Source organism: Allofournierella sp., from assembly GCF_017889395.1.
In the GTDB taxonomy this organism is placed as follows: Bacteria; Bacillota; Clostridia; order Oscillospirales; family Ruminococcaceae; genus Allofournierella.
In genome coordinates this window covers 1-25,504 of the sequence record NZ_JAGHKE010000027.1, presented here as the reverse complement: position 1 = coordinate 25,504, position 25,504 = coordinate 1, and the positions used below count along the sequence as shown (strand labels likewise).

20 protein-coding genes are annotated in these 25,504 nt (G+C 63.5%); 18 read left to right on the top strand and 2 right to left on the bottom strand.

The window, feature by feature from the left end; translation table 11 throughout:
* Positions 1–127 precede the first annotated feature (127 nt).
* The 12 genes from J7G73_RS04830 (at position 128) to coaD (ending at position 15,797) form a co-directional block, all read left to right on the top strand.
* Positions 128–1,006, top strand: coding sequence for a methylenetetrahydrofolate reductase (locus J7G73_RS04830; protein ID WP_291245448.1), 879 nt, complete (start codon positions 128–130; stop codon positions 1,004–1,006).
* On the top strand, positions 1,003–1,662 hold the full coding sequence (locus J7G73_RS04825; RefSeq protein ID WP_291245447.1) for a methionine synthase: 660 nt from the start codon (positions 1,003–1,005) through the stop codon (positions 1,660–1,662). Before J7G73_RS04830 ends, J7G73_RS04825 begins: the two co-directional genes overlap by 4 nt.
* Entirely contained in the window at positions 1,652–4,021 is a 2,370-nt protein-coding gene (locus J7G73_RS04820) for a homocysteine S-methyltransferase family protein (protein WP_291245446.1), read from the top strand. Before J7G73_RS04825 ends, J7G73_RS04820 begins: the two co-directional genes overlap by 11 nt.
* A gap of 209 nt (positions 4,022–4,230) precedes the next feature.
* Positions 4,231–5,247 (top strand): ABC transporter substrate-binding protein, encoded by a 1,017-nt coding sequence (locus J7G73_RS04815; RefSeq protein WP_291245445.1) that lies wholly within the window; start codon positions 4,231–4,233, stop codon positions 5,245–5,247.
* Positions 5,228–6,235, top strand: a complete 1,008-nt coding sequence (locus J7G73_RS04810) for an iron ABC transporter permease (protein WP_291245444.1) — start codon at positions 5,228–5,230, stop codon at positions 6,233–6,235. The genes J7G73_RS04815 and J7G73_RS04810 overlap by 20 nt, the downstream gene beginning before the upstream one ends.
* On the top strand, positions 6,228–6,986 hold the full coding sequence (locus tag J7G73_RS04805) for an ABC transporter ATP-binding protein (RefSeq protein WP_087295069.1): 759 nt from the start codon (positions 6,228–6,230) through the stop codon (positions 6,984–6,986). The genes J7G73_RS04810 and J7G73_RS04805 overlap by 8 nt, the downstream gene beginning before the upstream one ends.
* Before the next feature lie 153 nt (positions 6,987–7,139).
* Positions 7,140–7,547, top strand: coding sequence for a NifB/NifX family molybdenum-iron cluster-binding protein (locus J7G73_RS04800; protein WP_291245443.1), 408 nt, complete (start codon positions 7,140–7,142; stop codon positions 7,545–7,547).
* A gap of 36 nt (positions 7,548–7,583) precedes the next feature.
* Positions 7,584–10,166 carry an FAD-dependent oxidoreductase gene (locus J7G73_RS04795; RefSeq protein WP_291245442.1) on the top strand — a complete coding sequence of 861 codons (2,583 nt, stop codon included), beginning with the start codon at positions 7,584–7,586 and terminating at the stop codon, positions 10,164–10,166.
* Between the two features lie 258 nt (positions 10,167–10,424).
* The gene (locus J7G73_RS04790; protein ID WP_291245441.1) at positions 10,425–11,441 is read left to right on the top strand and encodes a glycosyltransferase family 2 protein; all 1,017 of its coding nucleotides are present in this window, start codon (positions 10,425–10,427) and stop codon (positions 11,439–11,441) included.
* A gap of 112 nt (positions 11,442–11,553) precedes the next feature.
* The gene (locus J7G73_RS04785) at positions 11,554–13,506 is read left to right on the top strand and encodes a DUF4910 domain-containing protein (RefSeq protein ID WP_291245440.1); all 1,953 of its coding nucleotides are present in this window, start codon (positions 11,554–11,556) and stop codon (positions 13,504–13,506) included.
* 380 nt (positions 13,507–13,886) lie between these two features.
* The gene (locus J7G73_RS04780; protein WP_087295059.1) at positions 13,887–15,170 is read left to right on the top strand and encodes a diaminopimelate decarboxylase; all 1,284 of its coding nucleotides are present in this window, start codon (positions 13,887–13,889) and stop codon (positions 15,168–15,170) included.
* A 120-nt stretch (positions 15,171–15,290) separates the two neighbouring features.
* Entirely contained in the window at positions 15,291–15,797 is a 507-nt protein-coding gene (gene coaD, locus J7G73_RS04775) for a pantetheine-phosphate adenylyltransferase (RefSeq protein WP_291245439.1), read from the top strand.
* A gap of 64 nt (positions 15,798–15,861) precedes the next feature.
* On the opposite strand, the gene mnmA is transcribed toward coaD, so the two are convergent.
* Positions 15,862–16,932 (bottom strand): tRNA 2-thiouridine(34) synthase MnmA, encoded by a 1,071-nt coding sequence (mnmA, locus tag J7G73_RS04770; protein WP_291245438.1) that lies wholly within the window; start codon positions 16,930–16,932, stop codon positions 15,862–15,864.
* Between the two features lie 33 nt (positions 16,933–16,965).
* The gene (rnhA, locus tag J7G73_RS04765) at positions 16,966–17,415 is read right to left on the bottom strand and encodes a ribonuclease HI (protein WP_087181994.1); all 450 of its coding nucleotides are present in this window, start codon (positions 17,413–17,415) and stop codon (positions 16,966–16,968) included.
* Between the two features lie 452 nt (positions 17,416–17,867).
* Here rnhA and J7G73_RS04760 point away from each other — a divergent pair, with 452 nt between their 5' ends.
* The 6 genes from J7G73_RS04760 to J7G73_RS04735 all read left to right on the top strand — a co-directional run.
* The gene (locus tag J7G73_RS04760) at positions 17,868–19,700 is read left to right on the top strand and encodes a ribonuclease J (RefSeq protein ID WP_291245437.1); all 1,833 of its coding nucleotides are present in this window, start codon (positions 17,868–17,870) and stop codon (positions 19,698–19,700) included.
* A 28-nt stretch (positions 19,701–19,728) separates the two neighbouring features.
* Positions 19,729–21,714, top strand: coding sequence for a DHH family phosphoesterase (locus tag J7G73_RS04755; protein WP_291245436.1), 1,986 nt, complete (start codon positions 19,729–19,731; stop codon positions 21,712–21,714).
* Positions 21,715–21,789: 75 nt separating this feature from the next.
* Complete coding sequence (rplI, locus tag J7G73_RS04750; RefSeq protein WP_087295048.1) at positions 21,790–22,233, top strand: 50S ribosomal protein L9; 444 nt, start codon at positions 21,790–21,792, stop codon at positions 22,231–22,233.
* Between the two features lie 153 nt (positions 22,234–22,386).
* Positions 22,387–23,784 carry a replicative DNA helicase gene (dnaB, locus tag J7G73_RS04745; RefSeq protein WP_087181990.1) on the top strand — a complete coding sequence of 466 codons (1,398 nt, stop codon included), beginning with the start codon at positions 22,387–22,389 and terminating at the stop codon, positions 23,782–23,784.
* A complete protein-coding gene (gene tilS, locus J7G73_RS04740) occupies positions 23,774–25,159 on the top strand; it encodes a tRNA lysidine(34) synthetase TilS (RefSeq protein WP_291245435.1) in 1,386 nt (461 codons plus the stop codon). The genes dnaB and tilS overlap by 11 nt, the downstream gene beginning before the upstream one ends.
* A gap of 6 nt (positions 25,160–25,165) precedes the next feature.
* Positions 25,166–25,504, top strand: a 339-nt coding sequence (locus tag J7G73_RS04735) for a phosphoribosyltransferase (RefSeq protein ID WP_291245434.1), incomplete at its 3' end; no start/stop codon positions are given.

The window sequence follows — 25,504 nt, the reverse complement described above, 5'->3', positions numbered from 1 at the left end:
TCGCCAATCCACCAAGGATTGCCTGCGCTTTTGGGTTCATATCACAAAAAATTTCTGACGCGCTCCACCACCTGGAATTGTGCGGTATTGCCCAAACCAAAGCAAATAGAAGGGGAGGGCTAGCGCTATGCGTCTGTCGCAGGTGTTCCGGCAAAAAGAATGTGTGTTTTCCATCGAGGTGTTTCCGCCCAAGAAGAACGGGGCCACACCCGAAAGTCTCTATCCCACGCTGGAGAAGCTGGCCGGCCTCTCGCCGGATTACATCAGCGTGACCTACGGCGCGGGCGGCGGCAAGGCGGGCCTGTCCACCGTGCAGATTGCCCGGCACCTGAAGCAGAAGCTGGGGGTGGAGCCGCTGGCCCATCTGACCGGCATCAACTCCACCCGGGAGCAGGTGGCCGAAACCGTGCAGGCGCTGCAGGATGCGGGCATTGAGAACGTGCTCACCCTGCGGGGCGACATCTGCCCCGATGCTCCCCGCAGCAAGGACTTTTTCCATGCCAGTGATCTGGCCACCTTTGTAAAGGGCAAGGGGGATTTCTATCTGGCGGGCGCCTGCTACCCGGAGGGCCATGTGGAGAGTGAGACCCTGCGCCAGGATGTGGAGAATCTGAAATACAAGCTGGATGCGGGTGTGGAGCATCTGGTTACCCAGCTGTTCTTCGACAACGCCCGCTACTACCGCTTTATGAATCTGGTGCGCAAGGCAGGCATCCAGGCCCCGGTGCAGGCGGGCGTCATGCCCATTGTGTCCGCCCGGCAGGTGCAGCGCACCGTGGCCCTGAGCAGCGCCAGCCTGCCGCCCCGGTTCACCAAGATGATCAGCCGGTACGACGGCGACGACGCCGCTCTGTTCGACGCGGGCATCGACTATGCCATCGAGCAGCTGCGGGATCTGATCGAGGGCGGCGCGGACGGCGTGCACCTGTACGCCATGAACAACCCCGAGGTGGCACGCCGGGTGTATGAGGGCATCCGGGACCTGCTGCCGGAGGCCAAGGCGTGATCCGGCCGCTGCCCCCGGCGCTGGACCGGGCCGAGGCGCTGCGGTATCTGGGCGGCGCGGGCAAGGAGGTCCCTCCGGCGGTGGACGCTCTGCTGGACAAAGCCGCCGCCGAGCTGTGGCGAACTGCTGCGCCCCGGGCTGCCGTGCGCCGCATGAGCGCGGACAAGCTTTCTCCCCTGCTGGCCGGGCGGGACATTGCCGCCCATCTGAAGGGATGCGACGAAGGCCTTTTGCTGGCGGTGACCCTGGGCGCCGGGGTGGACAGCGCCCTGCGCCGGGCCATGGCCACCGATATGGCCTACGGCGTGGTGCTGGACGCTGCCGCAAGCACCCTGGTGGAGCAGCTGGCCGATGCCCTGGAGGCGGAGCAGCGGGCGCTGCTGGAGTCTGAGGGACGCTACCTGACCGGGCGGTTTTCCCCCGGCTACGGCGACTGGCCCATCACGGTGCAGCCTGCCTTTGTGCAGTGGCTGGACGCGGGCCGTCAGGCGGGCATCTGCTCCACTGCCAGCTGTGTGCTCACCCCGGGCAAAAGCATCACCGCCCTGTGCGGCGCGGCGGACCACCCGGTAAAGGGAAAGCTGGCGGGCTGCGCCACCTGCGCCTTGCGGGAGATCTGTACAAAACGAAAGGAGGGCAAACCCTGTGCCCAATAGATTGTTTGACGAGAGCCGTGTCTGGATTCTGGACGGGGCCATGGGAACCATGCTGCAGCAGGCGGGTCTGGTTCCCGGCGAGATTCCGGATGTGTGGAGCGTGACCCATCCGGAGGTGGTGACCGGCATCCATAAGGCCTATCTGGAGGCTGGCTCCAACTATATCAGCACCAATACCTTCGGCGCCAACGGCAAAAAGCTGGCGGGCTGCGGCTACACGGTGGCCCAGGTGGTCACCGCTGCGGTGCAGTGCGCGAAAAAAGCCGCCGAGGGCACCGATGCGAAGATCCTGCTGGATATCGGCCCTCTGGGCGAGATGCTCCAGCCCATGGGCACGCTGCCCTTTGAGCAGGCCTGTGACCTGTTCAAGGAGGTGGTGGCGGCGGGCGCTGCCGCCGGTGCGGACGCGGTGTACTTCGAGACCATGACCGATCTGCTGGAGGTGAAGGCGGGTATCCTGGCCGCAAAAGAAACCTGCAATCTGCCGGTGATGGCCTCCATGACCTTTGAGTCCACCGGCCGGACCTTCACCGGATGTCAGGTGGAAAGCTTCGCGGTGACCGCCCAGGGCCTGGGTGCGGACGCGGTAGGCATCAACTGCTCGCTGGGCCCCGCCGAGATCATGCCTCTGGTGGAGCGGCTCTGCGCCGCCTGCCGTCTGCCGGTGTTTGCAAAGCCCAACGCGGGCCTGCCCGACCCGGCCACCGGCCTGTACGACCTGCACCCGACGGATTTCCGGGACCAGATGGACCGGTACAAGCGCCTTGGCGTGGCCGCGGTGGGCGGCTGCTGCGGCACCAGCCCGGCCTATTTGAAGGAGCTGGCGGAATGCTTCGCGGGCTGTGCACCCAAACGGGCGGCTTACCAGCCGGAAAGCTGGGTCTGCTCGGCCATGCAGGCGGTGAAGGTGCGCCCCGGCACCGTGATCGGCGAGCGCATCAACCCCACCGGTAAAAAGAAGATGAAGGAAGCTCTGCGGGCCGGTGACATGGATTACCTGCTGGGCCAGGCGGTGGAGCAGGCCCAGGCGGGCGCGCAGATTCTGGATGTGAACGTGGGTCTGCCCGAGATCGACGAGGCGGAGATGATGCGCCGGGCGGTGACCGCCATTCAGGGCGTGACTGAGCTGCCCCTGCAGCTGGACTCCACCCGTCCTGATGTGCTGGAGGCGGGCCTGCGGGTCTACAACGGCAAGCCCATCGTGAACTCGGTGAACGCCGAGCCCGCGGTGCTGGCGGCGGTGCTGCCCCTGTGCAAAAAGTACGGCGCGGCGGTGGTTGGCCTGACCCTCAACGACAGCGGCATCCCCGCCAAAGCGGAGGACCGGGTGGAGATGGCCCGCCGCATTCTGGACGCGGCGCTGGAGGCGGGCATCCCCAAGGAGGATGTGTACGTCGACTGCCTGACTCTGACCGCCAGCGCCCAGCAGCAGGATGTGTGGGACACCCTGCGGGCGGTGCGCACCGTTAAGGAAGAGCTGGGCCTGAAGACCGTACTGGGCGTTTCCAACGTGTCCTTCGGCCTGCCGATGCGGCCTCAGCTGAACACGGCATTCCTGGGCATGGCCCTGGCCCATGGGCTGGACCTGCCCATCATGAACCCCAACGAGCCCTCCATGATGGCAGCGGTGCGCTCCTTCCGGGTGTTCACCGCCCAGGACGAGGGCGCGGCGGAGTACATCGCGGCCTACGGCGGTCAGACCGCCGCCCCGGTGCAGACTGCGGCCCAGCCCGGCGCGCCGGTGGATCTGAAGGACGCGGTGATTCTGGGCCTGAAGGCCCAGGCGGGCGAGGCGGCCCGGCTGGCGCTGGAGACCACCGACCCCCAGGAGCTGGTGAACGGGGTGCTGATCCCGGCGCTGGACCAGGTGGGCGACTCCTTTGAAAAGGGCACCTGCTTCCTGCCCCAGCTGCTGCAGAGCGCGGCAGCGGCCCAGGCAGCCTTCGACGAGGTGAAGACCGCCATCGAAAAGCAGGGCGTTTCCGGCGAGAAGAAGGGCCCCATCGTGGTGGCCACCGTGAAGGGCGACATCCACGACATCGGCAAGAACATCGTAAAGGTGATTCTGGAAAACTACGGCTACCGGGTGATCGACCTGGGCCGGGATGTGCCGCCGGAAACGGTGGTGGAGGCGGCCAGCCGTCACGGCGCAAAGCTGGTGGGCCTGAGCGCCCTGATGACCACCACCCTGCCCGCCATGCAGCAGACCATCGAGGCGCTGCGCGCGGCCGGTGTGGACTGCAAGATCATGGTGGGCGGCGCGGTGCTCACGCCGGACTACGCCAAAATGATCGGCGCGGATTACTACGTGAAGGATGCCAAATGCTCGGCGGACGTGGCCCGCGAGATTTTTGGCTAAAAGCAATACCGCACAATTCATGGCTGACGCCTCAGGCGGCGTATCACGCCGAAAATTTCCGTGATATTTTCCCCAAATGCTCGCCAATCCACCAAGGATTGGCTGCGCTTTTGGGTTCATCTCACAAAAATTTTTCCGGCGTGCTCCACCACCCGGAATTATGCGGCATTGCCCTAAGCTTTTTGCCACGCACAAAGGAGAATTTAAACATGAAAACAGGCAGACAGATCGGCGCGGCTGTGCTGGCCGCGGCTCTTTCCGCCGCCCTGCTCACGGGCTGCGGCGCGGCCCAGAGTGCCGGCAGCGGCAGCAGCACGGCGGCCAGTGCGGCCTCCCAGCAGGCCCAGCCGGGCAGCACCAGCCAGGGCGAAGGGGCCTACACCTTCACCGACGCGGTGGGCAACACGGTCACGGTGGAGAGCACCGACCGGGTGGTGGCCACCTACGGCAGCTACGCCGAGACCTGGACCCTGGCGGGCGGCACTCTGGTGGGCGCCACCCAGGACGCCATCGAGGAGCGGGGCATGGACCTGGGCGAGGAGGTTGCCATCATCGGCACCGTGAAGGAGCCCAATCTGGAGGAGATCATCGCCGCCAATCCGGATTTTGTCATTATGAATGCGGACACCTCCAGCCAGGTGGACATGGACCGGGCGCTCACCCAGGCGGGTATTACCCATGCCTACTACCGGGTGGATTCCTTCGAGGACTATCTGGACATGCTGGCCCAGCTGTGCCAATTCACCGGCCGTCAGGACCTGTACGAGCAGAACGGCCTGGCGGTGAAAGAACAGATCGACGGAATCCGCCAGCTGGTGCAGGACGAGGAGAGCCCCACGGTTCTGCTGCTGCGGGCCTACTCCACCGGCGTGAAGGCCAAGGGGGCCGACAACATGGTGGGCTATATGCTGGAGGACCTGGGCGCGGACAACATGGTTGCCCGGCATGAGGCGCTTCTGGAGGACATCAACCTGGAGGAGATCATTGCCGAGGACCCGGACTACATCTTCATCACCACCATGGGCTCGGAGCAGCAGGCCATGGACTACATGGCCCAGAATGTGGAGAACAACCCGGCCTGGCAGCAACTGACCGCGGTGCAAAGCGACCGCTGCCTGACCCTGCCCAAGGACCTGTTCCACTACAAGCCCAATGCACGCTGGGGGGAGAGCTATGCGTATCTTGCCAAGATCCTTTACCCGGAGCTTGCCGGCCAGATCGGCTAAAGGCAAGCTGACGGTGCTGGCCGTGCTGGCGGTGGCGGCGGTCCTTGCCGCGGCCATCAGCCTGTGCAGCGGCAGCCAGGCCCTTTCGCTGGGCCAGCTGTGGCAGGTGCTGCGCACCGGCGACACCGGCTCCACCACCTGGCGCATCTTTGTGTATGTGCGCCTGCCCCGCACCCTGGCCTGCATGCTGGCGGGCCTTGCGCTGGCGGTGGCGGGCGCCCTCATTCAGGGCGTGCTGAACAACGCCATGGCCAGCCCCAACGTGATCGGCGTGAACTCCGGCGCGGGCTTTTTCGCCATCGCGGCGGCCACGCTGCTGCCCGGCGTGCCGGGAATCATGGCGGCGGCTGCCTTTCTGGGCGCACTGCTTACCACCCTGTTCATCTACGGCCTGGCGTCAAAGGCGGGGCTTTCCCGGGTGACGCTGGTGCTGGCGGGCATCGCGGTGAGCGGCATCCTCTCCGCCGGAATCGACACCATCACCCTGCTCTATCCGGACCAGGTGGTGGGAGCCACCGGCTTCATGACCGGCAGCTTTTCCGGCGTGGCCCTCAGCTCGTTGTGGCCCGCGGCGGCCTACATCGGCGTGGGTTTTGTGCTGGCGCTGTTTCTGGCGGCGGACCTGGACCTTTTGCAGCTGGGGGAGGAGACCGCCTCCTCGCTGGGCATGCGGGTGGGTCTGGTGCGCTTTCTGTGCATTCTGGCCTCCAGCCTGCTGGCGGGCGCGGCGGTGAGCTTTGCGGGCCTGCTGGGCTTTGTGGGCCTGCTGGTGCCCCATGCGGCCCGGCGGCTGGTGGGCGACGAAAACCGCTTTCTGCTGCCCGCCTCGGCGCTGCTGGGCATGGCCTTTGTGCTGGGGTGCGACAGTCTGGGTCGGGTGCTGTTTGCCCCCTTCGAGCTGCCGGTGGGCATCCTCATGTCCTTTTTGGGCGGGCCGTTTTTCCTGTTTTTGCTGCTGCGTCAGAAAAGGAGCCGGGTCTATGATTGAATTGAAGCACATCACCGCCGGGTATCAGGGCGGCGTGGTTCTGCGGGACGTGTCGCTCACCATTCCCGCCGGGCGCATCACCACTTTGATCGGCCCCAACGGCTGCGGCAAGACCACCCTTTTGCGGGTAGCGGCCCGGCAGCTGACCCCTTCCGCGGGCCAGGTGCTGGCGGCAGGCCGCCCGGTTGAGGGCTACGACCGCCGGGAGTTTGCCCGGTTTGCCTCGCTGATGCCCCAGGTGCGGGACGTGCCCGCCATCACGGTGGAAAGACTGGTGGCCCACGGGCGGTTCCCCTACCTGGGCCTTTCCCGCCGCATGCGCCCGGAGGACCGGCAGCAGGTGGCCCGGGCCATGCAGGCCGCCGGAGTAGAGCAATGGCGCGGGCGGGATTTGCGGGAGCTTTCCGGCGGCGAGCGCCAGCGGGCCTACATCGCCATGGCTCTGGCGCAGGACACCCGGATCATCCTGCTGGACGAGCCCACCACCTATCTGGACCTGGGGGTCCAGTTCGAGATTCTGAGCCTTCTCCAGCGGCTGAACGAGCAGGGAAAGACCATCGTAATGGTGCTGCACGACCTGGCCCAGGCGCTGCGGGTGAGCCATCACATCGCTTTGATGGAGGCCGGGCAGCTGGTAGCCTTTGAAACGCCGGAGCAGATGTTCGCCTCCGGCCGCATCGACCGGGTGTTCGGCGTGCGGGGCCACCGGGACCAAGCGGGGGAATATTATTTTACGCCTGCGCACAAATAAAGTGATTCGGGGCAGCTTTTGTGACTTTGTCAATTGCAAAAGCTGCCCCGAAAGGCGTAATATAGAGGTATAAAATCATCAAAGTGCGGTCGGACCGGGGCCATTGCCTGCCCGTGGGCGGCCGTTTCTTTGCGTAAAAGAGGTTGAAGAAGAATGAAAATCGCGGTTACTTACGAAAATGGCAACGTATTCCAGCACTTTGGCCACACCGAACAGTTCAAGCTGTATGGGGCCGAGGGCAAGCAGATCACCGGCAGCCAGGTGGTGGACACCAACGGCCAGGGCCACGGTGCGCTGGCGGGCTTTCTGCAGGCCCAGGGTGTGCAGGTGCTGATCTGCGGCGGCATCGGCGGCGGCGCGCGCCAGGCGCTGGCCCAGGCGGGCATCGCGGTATACGCAGGCGCGGCCGGCAGCACCGACGCAGTGGTGGAGCAGCTGCTGCAGGGCGCTCTGCCCATGAACGGCGATGTGACCTGCAATCATCACCACGAGGAGGGCGAGGGCCACGACTGCGGCAGCCACGGCGCTTCCCACAGCTGCGGCGGTCACTGCCACGGTTAAGAGCACAGGCGATTTGAGAGAACAGGAGGAAGAGCAATGAAGGTGTTGATCCTGGGCGGCGTTGCCGCCGGCACCAAGGCTGCTGCCAAAATTAAACGGCAGGACCGGTCCGCGGATGTGACCATTCTGGTCAAGGACCGGGACATCTCCTACGCGGGCTGCGGCCTGCCCTATTATGTGGGCGGCCTGATTGAGACCCGTGACGAGCTGATCGTGAATACCCCGCAAAAGTACACCGCCCTCACCGGCGCCAAGGTGCTCACCGGCCGGGAGGCCGTGGGCCTGAACGCGGCGGCCAAGACCGTGACCGCCAAGAACCTGACCAGCGGTGAGACCGAGACCTATGAATACGATTCCCTGATCATTGCCACCGGCGCGTCCAGCGTGATCCCGCCCATCGAGGGCGCGGCCCAGCAGGGCGTGTTCAAGCTGCGCACCCCGGACGACGCCATCGCTCTGCGCGGCTATCTGGAGCAGAACGCCGCCAAGAACGCAGTGGTCATCGGCGGCGGCTTCATCGGCCTGGAGGCGGCGGAGAACCTGCTGACTCAAGGGCTGAATGTGACGGTACTCGACGTGGCGGGCCAGATCATGCCCGGCGTGCTGGATGAGGAAATGGCCGGCTTTGCCCGCAAGAAGCTGCAGGCGGCCGGCATCCGGGTGATGACCGGCACCGCGGCCCAGGTCATTCTGGGCGACGGCCGGGTCACCGCCGTGAAGACCGAGGCGGGCACTCTGCCTGCCGATGTGGTGGTGGTGAGCGCGGGCATCCGTCCCAACACCGCTTTTCTGGAGGGCAGCGGCCTGGAGATGGTCAAGGGAACCATCCCGGTGGACGGCCAGCTGCGCACCAACCTGCCGGATGTGTACGCCGCGGGCGACTGTGCTCTGGTGACCAACCGGCTCACCGGCGCGGCCCAGTGGTCGCCCATGGGCTCCTCCGCCAACATGGAGGCCCGCACTCTGGCCCTGGCGCTGACCGGCGAGAACAAGCGTTATCCCGGTGTGCTGGGCACCGGCGTGGTCAAGCTGCCCGGTTTGAATTGCGGCCGCACCGGTCTGACCGAGGCTGCCGCCCGTCAGGCAGGCTATGACGTGGCCACCGCCCTGCTGGTGAGCGACGACAAGGCCCACTACTATCCGGATTCCGCCTGGTTTGCCACCAAGCTCATCGCCGACAAGGCCACTCACAAGCTGCTGGGCGTGCAGGTGCTGGGCCCCGGCGCGGTGGACAAGATGGTGGACATCGCGGTAACCGGCATCTCCATGGGCGCGGCCCTGGAGGACTTCGACAATCTGGACCTGGCCTATGCGCCGCCCTTCTCCACCGCCATCCATCCCTTTGTGCAGGCGGTGTATCTGTTGGAGAACAAGCTGGAGGGCAAGATCGCCAGCATCACCCCCGCCGAGTATCAGGCGGGCGCGGCCAAGGGCTACCGGGTGGTGGATGCCACCCCCGCCCCCAGCATCCACGGCGCCACCTTCGTGCAGCTGGAGACCCTGAACGGCCCGGTGGAGGGTCTGGACAAGGACGACAAGCTGCTGATCGTGTGCAACAAGGGCAAGCGGGCCTACTTCATGCAGAACCGGCTGCGCAGCTACGGCTACACCAATACTCTGGTGCTGGAGGGCGCCAGCTTCTTTAACGACGTGCGTGTGGAGTCTGTGGGCGCGAAGGTGTCCCCTGCTGAGGTCACCCGGGTGAAGGCCCTGGGCTTCCTGTGGGACAAGCGCACCCCGGACAAGTTCAACGGCCGGGTGATCACCCGAAACGGCAAGCTCACCGCCGCTGAGCAGATGGCAGTGGCCCAGGCCGCCGAGAAGTTCGGCAGCGGCGAGGTGACCATGACCAGCCGCCTGACTCTGGAGATTCAGGGCGTGCCCTTTGCCAACATCGAGCCCCTGCGGGAGTACCTGCTGAACGCCGGCCTGGAAATGGGCGGCACCGGCAGCAAGGTGCGCCCGGTGGTTTCCTGCAAGGGCACCACCTGCCAGTACGGCCTGATCGACACCTTTGATCTTTCTCAGGAGATCCACGAGCGGTTCTACAAGGGCTACCATGAGGTCAAGCTGCCCCACAAGTTCAAGATCGCCGTGGGCGGCTGCCCCAACAACTGCGTCAAGCCGGACCTGAATGACCTGGGCGTGATCGGCCAGCGCATTCCCCAGATCCAGCTGGACAAGTGCCGCGGCTGCAAGGTCTGCCAGATTGAGGAGACCTGCCCTATCCACGTGGCCAAGATGGAGGACGGCAAAATCCACATCGATCCCGAGGCCTGCAACCACTGCGGCCGCTGCGTGGGCAAGTGCCCCTTCAAGGCTGTGGAGGACCACATCGACGGTTACCGCATCTACATCGGCGGCCGCTGGGGCAAGAAGGTTGCCCAGGGCCGTTACCTGGATAAGGTCTTCACCGACCGCCAGGAGGTGATGGATGTGATCGAAAAGGCCATTCTGCTGTTCCGCGAGCAGGGCATCACCGGCGAGCGCTTTGCCGACACCGTGGCCCGCATCGGCTTCGAGGAGGTGCAGCGCCAGCTGCTGAGCGATGAGCTGCTGGCCCGCAAGCAGGAGAACCTGGCTGCCCAGAAGCATATGAAGGGCGGCGCCACCTGCTGACCGGGCAGGGAAGCTTCCTGATTAAATCATCAAAAAACGGCGTATCCCTTGGCGGGATGCGCCGTTTTTGGTGTAAAAGTTGTAAAAAATGGAGAAAAGTCGCATGAATTTGTGGGATTCACTTGACTTTGAACGAGGTTCGCGCGATGATATACAAGTAACATTGTGTCAAAATTATGACCAAAACAGCTTGCGGGCCGGTTCGTTCTCTCCGTTGAGGGGCGGCGGGCGGCAAATCAATATAAAGGTGTGTGAAACATGAAACTGTTATCGATCGCAGTGCCCTGCTTCAACTCGCAGGACTACATGCGCCATTGTGTGGATACCCTGCTCACTGGCGGCGACGAGGTGGAGATCCTGATCGTGAACGACGGCTCCAAGGACGATACCGCTGCCATTGCGGATGAATATGAACGGCTGTACCCCGGCATCGTGCGTGCGGTGCATCAGGAGAACGGCGGCCACGGCGCGGCGGTGATGGCCGGCTTGAAAAACGCCCGGGGCCGCTACTTCAAGGTGGTGGACAGCGACGACTGGGTGGATGAAGAGGCCTTTGCCAAGATCCTGTGCGCTTTGCGCGGCTTCGTGCACGGCGACCAGGAGGTGGACCTGGTGGTGAGCAACTTTGTGTACGACAAGGTGGGCGCCCGCCATAAAAAGGTGATGAGCTACGGCAACGCCCTGCCCGAAGAGCAGGTGATCGGCTGGGATCAGGTGGGCCGCTTCCACAAGGGCCAGTACATCCTGATGCACTCGGTGATCTACCGCACCCAGCTGCTGATCGACAGCGGCCTGGATCTGCCCCGCCACACCTTCTATGTGGATAACCTGTTCGTGTACGTGCCCATGCAGTATGTGAAGAGCATCTACTACATCAATGTGGATTTCTACCACTACTTCATCGGCCGGGGCGATCAGTCGGTGAACGAGAGCGTGATGATCAAACGCATCGACCAGCAGATCAAGGTGAACAAGCTGATGCTGCAGCAGGTACGCCTGCAGGGCATCAAGAACACCCGCCTGCGCCAGTACCTATACAATTATCTGGAGATCATCACCGTGGTTTCCTCCATCCTGATGATCCGCAGCGGCACCGCTGAGAACCTGGCCAAAAAGCAGGAGCTGTGGGACCACATCAAGGCCAATGATCCCTGGGCCTATTACCGGCTGCGCCGGGGCGTGATGGGCCAGGCCATGAACTGGAACAATCCGGTGGGCCGTGCCTTCGCAGTGACCGCCTACAAAATCAGCCAGAAGATCTTCGGCTTCAACTGAGCCAATTTCATAAGCCTTGTAGCAATCCCCCGAAGCGGTGCTTCGGGGGATTGGTTTTTGTCCATATACTTTTTTGCGCTAGCGGATGAAATCGGTTCGGCAGGGTGGTATAATGGAACAAAAAACGAAACGGGGTGCGCGGCAGATGATGCAGCAGACCATAAAAACAATGAAGGAACGGATACAGACCCGGGGGCTGTATCAGATCGTGAAAGAGGTGAGCAGCTTCCACCGCATCCAGGCAAGCGGCGGCTTCCGGGCCGCGGCCAACTGGTGCTGCGACTGGCTGAACCGCCGGGACGTGCAGGCCCGGGTGATTTCCTATTCGGCCCCGGCGGGGGGCTACGCGGGCAGCTACCGGCTGTTCCAGGAATGGAACTGCACCGCGGGCTGGTGCCGTCTGGCCGGGCCGGAGGGCTTTGTGCTGGCGGATTATTCGGTGGAGCCCATCTCGCTGATCCAGAAAAGCTGCGCCTGCGACTGGCGGGATAAAACGCTGGACCTGGTGGAGATGACCGAGGGCTGCGGGGAAGAAGCCTACGAGGGCTGGGACCTGGAGGGCAAGGTGCTGTTCACCCACCAGCACATCAACAAATTCAGCTGGGCCATCCAGAAGCGGGGCGCGCTGGGCCTTGTGTCGGACTATCTGAACGAGACGCCCCACGTGCGCATCCCGGAGGAGCTGCTGGACGCGCTGAACTACACCTCCTACTGGTGGGAGCACACCCCCGGCGAGCGGCAGGCCTTCGGGTTTGTAGTGTCGCCCCGCACCTCGCTGCGGCTGCAGAAGCTGTGCCGCCAGCGGCGGCAGGCCTTTGAAAAAGGGGAGTGCGAAAGCCCCTATCTTTCGGTGAATGCCTATGTGGAGGCCACGCTGGAAAACGGCACCAGTGAGGTGGTGGAGGCGGTGCTGCCCGGCGAGAGCGAGGAGAGCGTGCTGGTATGCGCCCATCTGTGCCACCCCTGCGCCAGCGCCAACGACAACGCCTCCGGCGTGGCCGGAGCCATGACCCTGATGGCAGTCATCCGTGACGCGGTGGAGGCGGGCCAGCTGCCGCCGCTGAAAAAGACCATCCGGATGATTCTGGTGCCCGAGTTCACTGGCACTTATAATTATCTGAACGACGGGCGGGACAAGTCCCTCTACACCGCAGGCATCAATCTGGATATGATCGGCGCAAAACAGGAGGACACCACCGGCCCCATCACCGTGACCGGCCTGCCCTTTGCCATGCCGGGCTTTGAGGGAGACCTGGCCACCCTGCTGCTGCAGGAGCTCAAGCAGGAGACAAACAGCCGGGAGGACCTGCTGCTGCAGAATGTGCACACCGATGCGGTGCCCTTCGGTCTGGGCAGCGACCACTTCATCCTCAGCGATCCGCAGGTGGGCATCCCCAGCATCATGCTGGGCCAGTGGCCGGACAAATACTACCACACCAGCGCCGACACCATCGAGCGGCTGGATATGAACGTGCTGAAATTCTCCACCCTGCTGGCGGCGGTGTATGTGTATACCCTGTGCGATCTGCAAAAAGGGGATGCCCGGCTGATCCTGAACCACCAGTGCACCCGGCTCATGGCCCGGATGGAGGCCATCACCCGGCGGGCCATGCTGGCCCACAGTGGCCCCAGGGAGATGGCGGCCCAGCTGGGGGCGCTGAAGGAGTTTTATACCGAAGCCGCCCGGCGGCTGTGTGAACAGGCGGGGCTGGACCCGGCAAAGCCGCTGGCGAGACTGAACGCTCTGCTGCCCGGCCGGGTGCAGTGGGCCGAGGAGGGCCCGGTGTACTGCCGCCTCTTTGGCGACCCGCTGGAATCGCTGGAAAAGCGGATGCTGGACGAGCCGGACAAGCTGGACCTGGTACGGGAATATAACCGCCGCCATGAGGCCGAGCCGGACAAGGAGATGCAGGAGGCGCTGTGCGGCTATTACATCGACGGGGCGCGCAGCTGCGGCCGGGTGGCGGATCAGGTGATCGCCGAGCTGGGCGGCGGCAATCGGGAAATGCTGCTGGAGTATCAGCGGCTGCTGGAAGTGTGCGGTTTGTTGGAAACGGTGCAGTAAAACCCCTTTTCCGGGCGGCGGGCGAATGGGCAAAACGCCCCGCCCGCCGCCGGTTTTGGGGGGCAAAAAAGTGGCGTAAAAAAAGCTGAAAAATTTTTTGAAAAAGTGGTTGACAATTGAGGGAAGTGTCTGTATAATACTAAGAGTCGCCACAAGGCAACGCAAAGATGGCCCGGTAGTTCAGTTGGGTCAGCAGTTCAAATCTGCTTAGCAGCTCCATGGTCAAAGCCCTTCAAACATTTCGTTTGAAGGGCTTTTTTGCTGCCTGCAAAACATGTCGTTGCGCTGTGGGTTCCTTTTGTGTTATACTGTGCTAAAATAAATGCTGCGCGAGTAAACCGGGCGAATCAAGCCCCGCGGGAAAGGGAGAGAAAATCATCATGCAAAAGCATCCGTTCATCAGCTTGGAGCAGGCCCAGACGATCATTGAGGACGTGCCCACGCCCTTTCATATCTACGACGAAAAGGGCATTCGGGAAAATGCCCGCCGCCTGAATGCGGCCTTTGCCTGGAACAAGGGCTACAAAGAGTATTTCGCGGTGAAGGCCACGCCCACCCCGGCGCTGCTGAAGATTTTGCAGGAGGAGGGCTGCGGGGTGGACTGCTCCACCTACACCGAACTGCTGCTCAGCGAGGCCTGCGGCTTTTCCGGCCAGGATGTGATGTTTTCCTCCAACGTGACCCCCGCTCAGGACATGAAAAAGGCCCGTCAGATGGGCGCCTACATCAACCTGGACGACTACACCCATGTGGAATTCCTGGACCGGGTGGCCGGCGTGCCGGAGACCGTGTTCTGCCGCTACAATCCGGGCGGCGTGTTCAGCATGGGCAACGACATCATGGACAACCCCGGCGAGGCAAAGTATGGCATGACCGAGGAGCAGATGGCCTCTGCCTTTGAAAAGCTGATGAAGAAGGGTGCAAAGCAGTTCGGCATCCACGCTTTTCTGGCCAGCAACACCACCAGCAACGATTATTATCCGGCCCTGGCCGAGATTTTGTTCCGTCTGGCGGTGCGGCTGAACCAGGCCACCGGCGCAAAGATCAAATTCATCAACCTGTCCGGCGGCGTGGGCGTGGACTACCGCCCCGAGGAGCCCGCCAGCGACATTGCTGCCATCGGTGAGGGCGTGCGCAAGAAGTTCGAGGAGATCCTGGTGCCCGCGGGCATGGGCGATGTGTCCATCTTCACCGAGCTGGGCCGGTTCATGCTGGCCCCCTACGGCCATCTGGTGGCCACCGTGCTCCACGAAAAGCACATCCAGAAGGACTACCTGGGTCTGGACGCCTGCGCCGCCAACCTGATGCGCCCGGCCATGTACGGCGCGTACCATCACATCACCGTGCTGGGCAAGGAAAACGAGCCCTGCGACCATGTGTACGATGTGACCGGCGGTCTGTGCGAGAACAACGACAAGTTCGCCATCGACCGGGCCCTGCCCGAGACCGGCATCGGCGACGTGCTGGTCATCCACGACACCGGCGCCCACGGCTTCTCCATGGGCTACAACTACAACGGCAAGCTGCGCAGCGCCGAGGTGCTGCTGCATGAGGACGGCAGCCATGAGGTGATCCGCCGGGCCGAGACCCCCATGGATTACTTCGCCACACTGGACAACACCCCCTTCTACCAGAAGCTCTGCGAGCTGTGCGAGCAGGACTGACAGGCGGCAAAAGGCAATTGACAAGGCTGCTTTTCCGGGGGTATACTTAAGAGCACATGCCGCGCAGCGGCAATGGCCAACAGCGGGCCCAGCGGCCCCCAGCGGAAAGGAACACGCTTTATGGAAAAACGCATTGCCATCTGCCCCGGCAGCTTTGATCCCATCACCAAGGGCCACCTGGACATCATCCGCCGGGCCTCGAGCCTGTTTGACGAGGTGATCGTGCTGATTCTGGTGAACTATGCCAAGAGCAACACCGCCTTCACCCCCGCCGAGCGGGTGGAGCTGGCCCGCCGGGTCACCAAGGATATGCCCAACGTGCGGGTGGACTTTTTCGGCGGCCTGCTGGCCGACTACGCCTCCCATGTGGGGGCCTGCACCCTCATCAAGGGCCTGCGGGCGGTGAGCGATTTTGAATACGAGTTCCAGATGGCGCTCACCAACAAAAAGCTTTGCCCCACCCTGGAGACCATGTTCATGACCACCGACATTCAGTACATGTATCTTTCCTCCTCCATCGTGCGAGAGGTGGCCACCATGGGCGGCGACATCTCCGAGTTTGTCTGCCCTGAGATCATCGACGACATCCGCCGCCGTCTCGGACCCAAGACCGAAGAGAATAAGTAAACAGACACAAAAAAGCAGCCCCCTGCACAGCAGGGGGCTGCTTTTTGTTTGTTCGCAAGAAAAATCAGTCCAGAATCCGGTCGATGAAGCCGCCGCCCAGTACCAGGCCGCCGCCGTAGAACACGGCGCTCTGGCCGGGTGCGGGAGCACGGGCGGGCTCCTCGAAACGCACCAGGCCGTTACCGTCGTAGTGGCAGGGGACGGGCTTTGCAGCGCTGCGGATCTTCACCAGGTAATCCCCGGCGGGCAGTTCGCCCCCGGCGGCGCAGCATACGTCCCGCAGGGTCATGCCGGAGAAGAACTCCTCACCGGCCCAGCCCAGCTCCACGTCGCCGTTTTCCCGGATGGCCTTCACGAAGGCGGGCTTGCCCAGCGCCAGGCCCAGGCCCTTGCGCTGGCCCAGGGTGTAGTGCATCACGCCCTTGTGGGGGCCCAGGTCCTTCCCGTCCGGCGCGATGAAGCGGCCGGGCTTGTCCTCGAGACCACGGCCTCGGATGAAGGCGGCGTAGTCGCCGTCCGGAATGAAGCAGATCTCCATGCTGTCCGGGCTGTCGGCGCAGGGCAGGCCCAGGTCCCGGGCAATCTGGCGGATGTCCTCCTTCTCAAACTCGCCCAGCGGCAGGCACAGCCGGGTCAGAATGTCCTGCCCCAGGCGGTAGAGCATGTAGCTCTGGTCCCGGGCCACGCTGGCGGGCTGGGCGATGTGATACTGCCCGGCGGCGGTCTGCTCCACCCGGGCGTAATGGCCGGTGGCGATGAAGGGGATGCCCAGCTCATCGGCACGGGCGGCCAGCAGCTTGAACTTCACGGTGGGGTTGCACAGCACGCAGGGGTTGGGGGTGCGTCCGGCGCAGTAGGCCTGGCAGAAGGGCTGTACCACCTGGCGCTCGAACTCCTCGCCCGCCTCAATGACCTCCAGCGGAATGCCCAGCGAGGCGGCCGCCTTGCGGGCCTCCTCAACTGCTTTATCATGGGCAGGAGAGAAGCGGATCACCGCGCCGGTCACCGCGAAGCCCTGCTCCCGCAGAATGTGCACGCACACCGCGGAATCCACACCGCCGGATACGCCCACCAGCACCTTGTCCTGCTTTTCGTAGGTGGAAAAATCGTTGCCGGGGAATAAAATATCGCTCATAATCGTTGCTCCTTATTGTGCTCTGAGCGGCCGTCAGGCCTGGCGGCCGCCGTATTTTTTGCTCTGCTCCACCGCCAGCCGGTCGCAGCGCTCGTTCTCCGGGTGGCCGGCGTGACCCTTGATCCATTTGTAGTGGATCACATGCCCCTCGCACAGGTCCAGCAAACGGCCCCACAGGTCCGGGTTGAGGGCGGGGGATTTGTCGCTCTTTTTCCAGCCCCGGGCCCGCCAGCCCTTGGCCCAGCCCTTTTCCAGCCCGTCGATCACGTATTTGGAATCGCTGCACAGGGTGATCTCGCAGGGCTCCTTCAGCTGCTCCAGCGCCCGGATAAAGGCGGTGAGCTCCATCCGGTTGTTGGTGGTTTCGGCCTCGCCGCCGGAAAGCTCCTTTTCAAATTGTTTATAGCGCAGCACCGCGCCCCAGCCGCCGGGGCCGGGGTTGCCGCTGCAGGCGCCGTCGGTAAAAATTTCGATCTGTTTCATTGCTGCCTCCTGCCCGCGTACAAGGGCGGGCTGTGTGTTTCGGGGTGCGGTCTGTTGTGAACAGGTAGCCGGTCAACGCCCAATGGCATTATTATACCGGGTTTGCCCGTTGGCGGCAAGTGTAAGCGGGCCCGGGCCCGCCCATACTGGAGAAAGACCCCTTCCGGATTATTTTGCCCCGCTCCGGGCACTTTGTTGACAGAAAGCATACAAAGAGGGTATAATAAAACTAACTTTAGGTTGGAGAAGTTTGCCAGCCTTGGCCGAGCAGCGGCCCGTTGCTGCTGCTCTGTGTGCGTGATCCGTCCAGGGCCCGGTCGCATTGAACAAATGGACCCATCGTGCCCAACACCACAAGCATTATCAAACTGAATCAATCGTGCGCCCGGCCGTTTTTGCATCGGAACGAAAAACGGGCTCTTCCGGCGTACGCAATTTTACGGAGGAGATATATGACTCAACAGAAAAACGCAAAGGAAAAAGAACCCAGAAAGCCGCGTGCCGCCCATAAGCCGGCCGCACCCAAGGCCGAGAACGCGGGCGCGCAGCAGCCCGCTCAGCGCCGCCGGCCCTTCTATTCCCGGGGCCGCAAGCCCGCTGCCAGGAACCACGCCAAGCAGGAAGAGGCTGTGCCGGTGCACATCATCCCCCTGGGCGGTCTGGGCGAAGTGGGCAAGAACATTACCCTGTATGAATGCCAGGGCGATATGTTGATCGTGGACTGCGGCCTGGTTTTCCCGGACAGCGATATGTTCGGCATCGACCTGGTCATCCCGGACTTCACCTATGTGGTGCAGAACAAGGATAAGATCAAGGGCGTGGTCATCACCCACGGCCATGAGGACCACATCGGCGCGCTGCCCTACCTGCTCAAGCAGGTGAACCTGCCAATTTACGCCACCAAGCTGACCATCGGCCTGATTAAGAACAAGCTGGAAGAGCACAATCTGCTGGGCCGCACCAAGCTGGTGGAGATCCATCCCCGCCACAAGTTCAAGCTGGGCTGCTTCACCATCGAGCCCATCCATGTGAACCACTCCATCCCGGACGCAGTGGCCCTGGCCATCGACTGCCCCGCGGGTGTGATCATCCAGACCGGCGACTTCAAGATCGACTACACCCCGCTGTCCGCCGGGCCCACCGACCTGGTGACCATTGCGGAATACGGCAAAAAGGGCGTGCTGGCCCTGCTGAGCGATTCCACCAACGCCGAGCGGCCGGGCTTTACCGCCACCGAGCATAAGGTGGCCGACAGTTTTGCCAACCTGTTCCGCCGGGCGGACAAACAGCGCATCATCATTGCCACCTTCGCCTCCAATATCTACCGGGTGCAGCAGATCATCGATCTGGCGGTGGAAAACGGCCGTAAGGTGGCGGTGTCCGGCCGGAGCATGGCCAACAACACCCAGATGGCCCTGGAGCTGGGCTACCTGCATGCGCCGGAGGGCGTGCTCATCGACCTGGAGCAGATCAACAAATATCCGCCGGAGCAGATCGTGCTGATCACCACCGGCAGCCAGGGCGAGCCGCTGAGCGCTCTGTCCCGCATGGCAAGCGCCAGCCACCGCAACGTGCGGGTGGGCCCCGGCGACTTCATCATCATCTCCGCCACCCCCATCCCCGGCAATGAAAAGATGGTCACCAAGGTGGTGAACGGTCTGCTGCTGCTGGGCGCGGAGGTCATTTATGAATCCATGTACGATGTGCATGTGTCCGGCCACGCCTGCCAGGAGGAGCAGAAGCTGGTGCTCACGCTGGCAGCACCCAAGTATTTCCTACCGGTGCACGGCGAGTACAAGCAGCTGAAAAAGCATGCCATCACCGCCGAAAAGCTGGGCATTCCCCCGAAGAACATCCACATCGCCGAGATCGGCCAGGACATCATCCTCTCGGCCGACGGCCTCTCCACCGGTGAGCCGGTGCCCGCGGGCGCCGTGATGGTGGACGGCCTGGGCGTGGGCGACGTGGGCAATGTGGTCCTGCGGGATCGCCGTCATCTGTCCGAGGACGGTCTGGTCATTGTGGTGGCCACCGTCAATTCCCGCACCGGTCAGGTCATGGCCGGGCCGGATCTGGTCTCCCGCGGCTTTGTATATGTGCGCGAGAGCGAGCAGCTGATGGACGAGGCACGCCGCCTGGTGAGCCAGTGCTTCGAGCGGTGCGCCGCCGAGAACGTGCGGGACTGGAACAGCGTGAAGACCCGCGTGCGGGAGGCGCTGTCCTCCTACATCTACCGCAAGACCAAGCGCAGCCCCATGATCCTGCCCATCCTCATGGAGGTCTGACCCCAAACGCAAAGGAGGCTGTTGGGCCATGGATCTGAAACCCCGTTTTACAATGGAGGTCTTCACCGGCGGGCTGGTGGTGCTGTGCGCGCTGCTGGCCGTTCTGGTGGGCCTGCTGGAGCCGCGGCTGCTCTGGGTGCTGATCCCTCTGGCGGCACTGGTGGCGCTGGCTGTTCTGCTGCTGGCACGGCGGCTGCGCCGTGGGCTTGCCCGGGTGCTGCAGTGCGAGAAATTTGAAAACAGCCAGACCCAGCTGAGTCTGGGGGCGCTGACTCTGCCGGTGGCGCTGCTCAGCGGCAAGACTCTGGTGTGGTATAACACCCCCTTCCGCCAGCGCATTCTGGCGGATGAGGACCGGCTGCTTGCTCCGGTGGGCAAGGTGCTCTGCGGGCTGGACCTGCACCAATGCGGCGAGCCTGCGGGCCAGGTGCTGGAGCACGGGGGCCGCAAATATAATATCTTTGCGTCGGCCACCGCCGGGCGGGAGGCACTCACCGTGCTATACCTGGTGGATGAGACCGATCTGCGCCAGCGGGCGGCGGAATACGACGCCACCCGTCCAGCGTATATGATCATCGAGATCGACGCCTACGCCGAGCAGCTGGCCGAGCTGAAGGACTCGGAAAAGGCCCGGGTGCTGGAAGGCATCAACCGGGTGCTGGAAACCTACATCGGCCGCACCACCGGCTTTTTGCAGCGGGTAAGCAACGCCCGCTACATAGCGGTGGTGGAGGAACGCCACATGAAGGAAATGGTGGCGGCAAAATTCGATGTGCTGGACAAGATCCGCGCCCTGGAGGGCGAGGTGAACGTGACGCTGTCCATCGGCGTGGGCCGGGGCGGCGACACCCTGCGCCAGTGCGAGGAGATGGCCCGCCAGTCGCTGGACATGGCCCTGGGCCGCGGCGGCGACCAGGCGGCGGTAAAGACCCCCGAGGGCTTTGCCTTCTACGGCGGTGTGTCCCGCAGCGTGGAAAAGCGCAGCCGGGTCAAGAGCCGCATCGTGGCCAAGGCCCTGTGCGATCTGATCCGTCAGGCGGACAGCGTGCTCATCATGGGTCACCGGATGAGCGATCTGGACTGTGTGGGCGCAGCCATCGGTGTGCTTCGCATCTGCAAGGGGCTGGACGCCCCCGCCGCCATTGTGGTGCGGCGAGAGGCCACGCTGGCCCAGAGCGTGCTGGAGGAATTCCAGAAAGCGGGCCTGGGCGAGGATTTCATCTCGCCGGAGGTTGCGCTGGATGGCATGACCGGCAACACCCTGCTTCTGGTGGTGGATACCCACATCAAGGGCCTTTTGGAAAGCGGCGATGTATACCGCAAATGCCGTCAGGTGGCGGTGATCGACCATCACCGCAAGGCGGTGGGCCACATCGACAACGCGGTGCTGTTCTTCCACGAGCCCTATGCCTCCTCCACCTGTGAGCTGGTCAGCGAGCTTTTGCAGTATGTGGAAGGGCAGCAGTTCCGCCCCACTCAGCTGGAGGCGGAGGCGCTGCTGGCCGGCATTATGCTGGACACCCGCAACTTCGGCATCCACACCGGCGTGCGCACCTTTGAGGCGGCGGCCTATCTGCGCCGCATGGGCGCCATGACCGAGCGGGTGAAGCTGCTGTTCAATTCCAGTCTGCAGGAATACACCGCCAAGTCCAATCTGGTGGAAAACGCCGATATCTATATGGGCTGCGCGGTTTCGGTCTCCGGCGAGCTGCCGCCGGACATGGCGGTGGCGGTGCCCCAGGCGGCCAACGACCTGCTCACCATCCAGGGGGTGGGGGCAAGCTTCGTGGCGGTGCAGCAGGGCAGCGGGGTGAACATCTCGGCCCGAAGTATGGGCGCCGTGAACGTGCAGGTCATCATGGAGCAGCTGGGCGGCGGCGGTCATCTGACCATGGCGGGCGCGCAGCTGAAGGATACCACCATCGACGAAGCGGAAAAGCGCATCTGTCAGGCCATTGCCCGCTACCGGCAGGAGCAGGCCGAGGAAGAGGCCCGCTCCGGCAAAAAACGATAAACCCGGCCCCAGCGGCCGGCCAAAATACGCGGCGCTTGCATGCAGGTGACCGCGCACATAAGGAGAGAGATACCAATGAAGGTCATTCTGAAGCAGGATGTGAAGAACATCGGCAAAAAGGACGAGATCCACGAAGTGTCGGACGGCTACGCCCGCAACTTCCTGTTCCCCCGGGGCCTGGCCGCCGAGGCGGACGCCAGCGCGCTGAACCTGGTGCGCACCAAGAACGAGGCCAAGGAGCATCACGCTGCCGAGGCTCTGGCCGCTGCCCAGCAGCTGGCCGCCACCATCAAGGACAAGACCGTTGTGATCAAGAGCAAGGGCAACGGCGGCCGTCTGTTCGGTAAGATCACCTCCAAGGAGGTGGCCCAGCACCTGAGCCAGATGGTGGGCACCGAGATCGACAAGCGCAAGGTGGAGCTGGAGCGGGACATCAAGGAGTTCGGCACCACCAACGCCACCGTGAAGCTGCACCCCGGCGTGACCAGCACCTTTAAGGTGAAGGTCGAGGAGCAGTAAAAAACGGAACTGCTGCGCCCAGTGGGGCGGCCATGGGGAAGAATGGCCCCGAAGGCTGCGCCCGCTGGGCGCTGCTTGCTGAAAGGCAGGCCGCGGCCCAAACCCGCGAAAGCCTGTCCAAAAACCAACCGTAGCGAAAGGGAACGATGCCTGATGCAGGATACAAATTTTGAGCTGGACAGCATGAACCTGGCCGAGCCGTATAATATGGAGGCGGAGCAGTCGGTGCTGGGCGCCGCCCTGCTGGACAGCGAGCGGGTGATGCCCGCGCTGATCAATACCCTCAAGCCGGAGATGTTCTACTCCCGCCAGAACGCCGAGATCTTCAGCCAGATGGTGGAGCTGTATTCCGGCACCGAGCAGCTGGACGCGGTGACCCTGATCGACGCGGTGGCCTCCACCGGCGTGTTCGAGAGCATGGAGGCCGCCAAGGTCTACATTGCCCGCCTGGGCGAGGTGGTGCCCTCCATCAGCAACTTCTCCGCCTACGCCCGCATCGTGGAGGAGAAATACCTCACCCGCCAGGTGATGCAGCTGGCCCAGAACATCCTCAAGCAGTCCAGCGCCCAGCCGGACGCGGATATGCTGCTGGAGAGCGTGGAGCAGCGCCTGACCGACATCCGCTCCAACCAGAAGCGGGAGGAGCTGACCAAGCTGTCCGACGCGTTCCTGGAGACCATGGCCACCCTGCAGAAGATCGCGGGCCCCAACAAGGACAAATACGCCGGTATTCCCACCGGCTTTACCTATCTGGATTCCATCCTCACCGGTCTGGGCCGGTCCGACCTGATCATTCTGGCCGCCCGCCCCGGTATGGGCAAGACCAGCTTCGCGCTGAACATCGCCACCAACGTGGCTAAAAAGAGCCACATCCCGGTGGCCATCTTCAGTCTGGAGATGAGCAAGGAGCAGCTGACCAACCGTATCCTCTCCGCCGAGGCCGGTGTGGACAGCCACTCCTTCCGCTCCGGCGCGCTGAGCGGCAACGACTGGGATGACCTGGCCCACGCCATGGATGTGCTGCACGATGTGCCCATCTTCATGGACGACACCTCCGGCATCACCATACCCGAGGTGAAGGCCAAGATCCGCAAGATCAACCAGGACCCGGAGAAGACCCCCATCGGCCTGGTGGTCATCGACTACTTACAGCTGATGACCAGCGGCAAGCGCACCGAGAACCGGGTGCAGGAGATCAGCGATATCACCCGAAACCTGAAGATCATGGCGAAGGAGCTGAACGTGCCGGTCATCGCCCTGTCCCAGCTGTCCCGTGCGGCGGAAAAGAGCAGCGGCCGGTCCGACCACCGGCCCCAGCTGTCCGACCTGCGTGACTCCGGCTCCATCGAGCAGGACGCCGACATCGTGCTCTTTTTGTACCGCGAGGGCTACTACACCTCCATGAGCGGTGAGAGTCTGGAGGAGAGCGATTCCAGCACCGCCGAGTGCATCATCGCCAAGAACCGTCACGGTGAGACCGGCAAGGTGGACCTGGGCTGGGACGGCGCGCACACCCGCTTCGTGAACGTGGACTACAACCATGCGGGATGAGCCGATGAGCGCCGCGGCCTTTGAGGAGCAGGCGCTGGAGAGCATCCGAAGCCAGAACCTGCTGCAGCCCGGCGATCGGGTGATTGCGGCGGTATCCGGCGGGGCGGATTCCATGGCCCTGCTGCGCTTTTTCCTGCGCCGGGGCCGGGAGCTGGGCATCACGCTGGAAGCAGCCCATGTGAACCACGGCCTGCGGGAGGCGGCGGATGCGGACGAGGCCTTTGTGGCGGAATTCTGTGCAAAAGAAGGCGTGAAGCTGCACTGCCACCGTGCCGGGCGGCAGACCGAGCGGCGCAGCGAGGAATGGGCAAGGCAGCTGCGCTACGACTTCTTTGAGCAGCTGCGGAAAAAAGACCCGGCGGTGAAGATCGCCACCGCCCACACCCTCACCGATCAGGCGGAAACGCTGCTGTTCCGGCTGGCACGGGGTACCGGGCTGGCGGGCGCGGCGGGCATCCCGCCGGTGCGGGGGCCCTTCATCCGGCCGCTTCTGGAACTGCCCCGTAAGGCCACCGAGGCCTATTGCCGGGCCACCGGCACCCCCTTCGTGCTGGATGAGACCAACGAAAGCGACGAATACGCCCGCAACCGGCTGCGCAATCAGGTGCTGCCCCAGCTGGAGCAGATCAACCCGGAGGCCCAGCGGGCTTTGGGGGAATATTGCCGCCGGGCCCAGGGCTGGCTGCAATATTTTCGCCGCGAGGGGGAACACTTGCTGCAAACGGCCCGCTGCGGCGACGGCTGGAGCGTTTCGGTGCTGCAAAAGGCGGACCCGGTGCTCCGGGCTGAGGCGCTGCGCTGTCTGGTGGAGGAGAAAACGACCCTGCGCCAGGCGGATCTGCCCAAGCTGGAGGCATTGATCGCGGGGGAAAGCCGTGCGGCCCAGCTGGCGGGCGGCGTGCGCGTTGAGCGGTGCGCCGGGGTGCTGCGCTGGGCGCAGAGCTGCGAAGAAGAGCCTGCTGCTCCGCAGCCCGCCGAGCCGGGGGAATACCGGCTGCCCGGCGGCTACCGGCTGCGGCTGGAGCTGGTGGAAGGCGAAGATTGTGAACAAATCAAAAAATTTGCCGGGGGCCGGAAAAAAGGCTTAACCAATTGTGTGGATTATGATAGAATAAGGAGTAGTTTGTCTCTGCGTACCCGCCAGCCGGGCGACTGGTTCCGGCCGGAGGGGCGCAGCGGGAGCAAAAGTTTGAAAAAATACTTCAACGAGGCGGGAATTCCCGGTGCACAGCGTGCGCTGGTGCCCCTTCTGGCCCAGGGCAGTCAGGTGATCTGGCTGTGGGGCGGCGGAGTGGCCCAGGGGTTTGCCCCCACAAGCGCCACCAGCCGTATCCTGGTGATCCGCCCGCTGGAACCAACCAACAAGGAGCAGTGAATAACAATGAGTCAGAGCAACGATATCCTGCAGGTATTACTCACCGAAGAGCAGCTGAAGGCCAAGTGCGCCGAGATGGGCGCCCAGATCACCAAGGACTACCAGGGCAAGAACCTGCTGCTGGTCACCGTGCTGAAGGGCGCCGTGGTCTACCTGGCCGACCTGATGCGCTGCATCGATCTGCCCTGCGCCATCGACTTCATGGTCGTTTCCTCCTACGGCAGCGGCGTGAAGACCAGCGGCGTGGTGAAGATCGTGAAGGACCTGGATCAGGACCTGTCCGGCAAGGACATCCTGATCGTGGAGGACATTCTGGACTCCGGCATGACCCTGAGCTATCTGAAG